The organism is Thermotoga sp. (assembly GCF_021162145.1).
In the GTDB taxonomy this organism is placed as follows: domain Bacteria; phylum Thermotogota; class Thermotogae; order Thermotogales; family Thermotogaceae; genus Thermotoga.
Window position 1 is genome coordinate 1 of the sequence record NZ_JAGGZH010000093.1, and the last position, 3,154, is coordinate 3,154.

The 3,154-nt window shown below is 47.3% G+C and carries 4 protein-coding genes; 2 read left to right on the top strand and 2 right to left on the bottom strand.

The features are described from left to right. Together J7K79_RS05935 and J7K79_RS05940 are read left to right on the top strand one after the other, a co-directional pair. The coding region (locus J7K79_RS05935; RefSeq protein ID WP_296906263.1) for a thioredoxin fold domain-containing protein at positions 1-333 on the top strand (333 nt) is incomplete at its 5' end. Positions 334-361: 28 nt separating this feature from the next. After that, a complete protein-coding gene (locus tag J7K79_RS05940; protein WP_296906264.1) occupies positions 362-541 on the top strand; it encodes a hypothetical protein in 180 nt (59 codons plus the stop codon). Positions 542-566: 25 nt separating this feature from the next. Here J7K79_RS05940 and J7K79_RS05945 read toward each other — a convergent pair whose 3' ends face one another. Further along, positions 567-2,099 (bottom strand): methyl-accepting chemotaxis protein, encoded by a 1,533-nt coding sequence (locus J7K79_RS05945; RefSeq protein WP_296906270.1) that lies wholly within the window; start codon positions 2,097-2,099, stop codon positions 567-569. A gap of 74 nt (positions 2,100-2,173) precedes the next feature. Next, positions 2,174-3,154: HD-GYP domain-containing protein (locus tag J7K79_RS05950; protein ID WP_296906267.1), on the bottom strand; the 981-nt coding region annotated here is incomplete at its 5' end.

Here is a 3,154-nt window from a genome sequence, read left to right on the forward strand (position 1 = left end):
AACCCAACCTGTTATTACTGCAACCTGTTCAAAAAAGAAGTACTTCCGAAAAAAGATTTCCAGGAGATCCTCGCACCGAACTTCGTCCTGGCGGAAATCTACGCCACCGATGAGAAGACAACGCTCTTTGCAGAAGAAGTTTTAAAAGAACCTCCTCTTTCCTACAGAGAGCTCTTTCAGGGGTTTGGGGTAAGGGGAACACCCACCTTCTTTTTCTTCAAAGGAAAAGATGGCCTTGGCTATCTTCCCGGCTTTGTGAAAAAAGACACTTTTATAAAGATACTGAAATACGTCGCTCAGGAGTTGAAAGAAGATTTCCAGTCTTACATATAAGGAGAACGATCCGTTCGTGGGAGAACCGATGATCATCGGAGTTTCGAAGGAGGATGCAGAGTTCGTTCTGGAGAAAGACGAAAGCGCCGTGAGGGTGATATCTCTTCCAGATGAGGTGAGAAAAGACAGAATATACGTAACGGAAGATCCCGAAATTGCAAAAAAGTTGAAAGAAAGAGGTGCTCTGAGAGTCTTGCTGGTTGAATAAAAGAAAAAAGGTGCGGAGCGCACCTTCAGATTTTATACCTTGCAACGATCTCCTCGAGCATCCGCACATTTTCTCTGATAGCCTGTACTTTGCTCGTGATCTCCTCTGCCCCAGCACTGATCTCCTGGAGTCTTGCGTTCACTTCTTTGACACTGTTTGCAATTTCCTCCGTGTTTTTTGAGTTCTCGGTCATCGCTGTTGTTATTTCGTCCACGGCTGCTGTTTGCTCTTCTATTGCCGCCGCTATGTTCTGAAGCATCTCGTTTATTCTCTCAACAGCCCCCACGATGGAGTTCAATTTCTCATCGGCTTCGTCGGCCAGTCGGGTGCCTTCTTCGACACGTCCGGTGATCTCGGAGGACACTTTCTCCGCATCTTGAGCAATGCTTCTGATCTCATCGACGACCTTTCTCACGTTCTCTGAAGCCTGTTGACTTTCTTCGGCGAGTTTTCTGATTTCGTCCGCCACCACTGCAAAGCCTCTTCCCGCTTCACCTGCCCGTGCCGCCTCTATCGCTGCATTCAAAGCAAGAAGGTTCGTCTGCTCTGCTATAGAGTTGATCGTTTCCACAAAACCTGTGATTTCCTCAGATCCCCTCTGGAAGCTTTCTACAATTCTCTCCACATTTTTTGCACTCTCTGATATCATTCGGATGGTTTCTATGACCTTTTTCAGCGTGTTTCCCGCTTCTTTTGCAAGTTGCGCGCTTTGGTCGGTAAAATTCGCAGCCTGCTGAGCGTTGTCCGCGATGTTCTTTGTAGCACTGCTGATCTCCTCGGATCCTGCGGTGGTTTCCTGAACAGAGGCGGAGATGGATTCAGTCTTCATGGATATGTTGTCCATTTCTTTTGAAATCTCAACAAGCTGGTTCGTTGTTTCCTCGTTTGCATGAGAAATCTCTTCGATACTCTTTGAGACTGAAAAGGTCTCCTCCTGCACTTTCTTGAGGTTGTCCCTCAAATATTCTATGGACGCTTTGAACTCACGCAGCAAGGTTCCCAGTTCATCTCTGACTTTCACTTCCTGAATCTCGATCGTGAGATCGTTGTTTCTCAGAGATCTAGACGCTTCCATAACGGGCTTTAAGAGTCTCAAACTGTAAGACACTAATATGAGCAAAAACACCACACCGGCTGCTGCTACGACGGGAATAGCCACAAAAGAGAGACTGCCAACGAGCTTTGCGTTCTGAAGAATCTCTCTGTCAAGGTTCTTCTTGGTTTTGTCCAGATTCGACATGATGTCCTCCTTCACCCTGTCGGAAAGACCCTCTATTCTGGATATGGCCTGAGTGTCTCCGGAGATTATCTCCGAGATGTTCCGTTCGAGAGCGCTCATACTTTCTTTCAGAGAAGGAATCTTGTCGGCAACTTTTTTCAGTTCATTGAAACGCGCCTTTACCTCGTCTATTGTCACCACATTGTTCACAAGCAGCGCAATCGCCGTTTCGAGTTCTTCCAGCTTATCCAGACTCTCCACGGCAAGCTCGTACTCTTCAAACGCAGACCTCACGCTCTGACCTGATCTCAAAAACAGAGTACCACCCAGGATAGCCATGAACACCAGTGCTCCCAGGGGAACGAATGCGGCTACAAAGATCTTGGCTCTGAAACCCACGATTCTCCCTCCCTTCAACCTTGAAGGATGAAGTGTGGTATGCCCGCCACCCTGACCTTGTCAACGATGTATCCTTCGAAGGAACCTGCTGATGTTTCCAGTCGATAGGCTTCCCCTTCATCTACCTTCATATCTCTGACCCCCGAGAGAATGAAAGCAACTTCTCTGTCCGACAATCCCGACAGAATCACGTTTTCTCTGTTACCTTTCCATTTGAGAATTCCCCTGATGGGCCTCAACCACCTATGGCAAGAAAAAGGTGAGTCTTCGACGATCTCCAATTTCACCTTGTCGTGATCGATCGGGAACATCTTCACGTTGAATTTGTGTAAAAGGTTGTACCTTCTCACAAAAAGCGTTCCTTCCTCTCTGGGTTCCAGCGTGTCAGAGATGAAAATGTAAGACTCACCGGTTTTTCTCAAGATACCTTCGTGTTCCTCTCCCTCCGTAACCATTGTGGCAGGAAGAAGTCTTCCTTCAAGAAGACCTGAGCTCTCCCTTTTTTCCCTCAACAACTCAACGGTCAAATCCGCCAGCATCGGATCGAAATCTTTTCCCCTCAGCCTTTTTATCTCTCTCATCACATTTTCCAAGGGCATCGGATCTCTGTAACTTCTGGGTGAGAGCATGGCGTCCAGCGTGTCCGCTATTTTCAGTATCCTCCCTTCCAGTGTTATTTCTTCTTCCCTCAACCCGAATGGATACCCGCTTCCATCGTACTTCTCATGATGCTGAATCACCCAGTAGGCTATGTCATACTTGACATCCCAGAGAGTCAGATCCCTCACCATGTTATAGCCGTAGTCTACGTGTTTTTTCATCTTCTGGTATTCCTCAGGGGTTAGTCTTCCCTCCTTGTTTAATATACGCTCATCTATGTACACCTTCCCTATATCATGAAGAAGACCGGCCAGATACAGCTTCGACAGACTCTCCTCATCCAGGCCGGCTTTTCTCCCTATCTCTTCCGACCAGAACGCCACGTTGTATATGTG

Bases quoted from the DNA above. Each gene is read 5' to 3' on its own strand.
- J7K79_RS05940 (WP_296906264.1), top strand. From the start codon at position 362: ATGATCATCGGAGTTTCGAAGGAGGATGCAGAGTTCGTTCTGGAGAAA.
- J7K79_RS05945 (WP_296906270.1), bottom strand. From the start codon at position 2,099: ATGGCTATCCTGGGTGGTACTCTGTTTTTGAGATCAGGTCAGAGCGTG.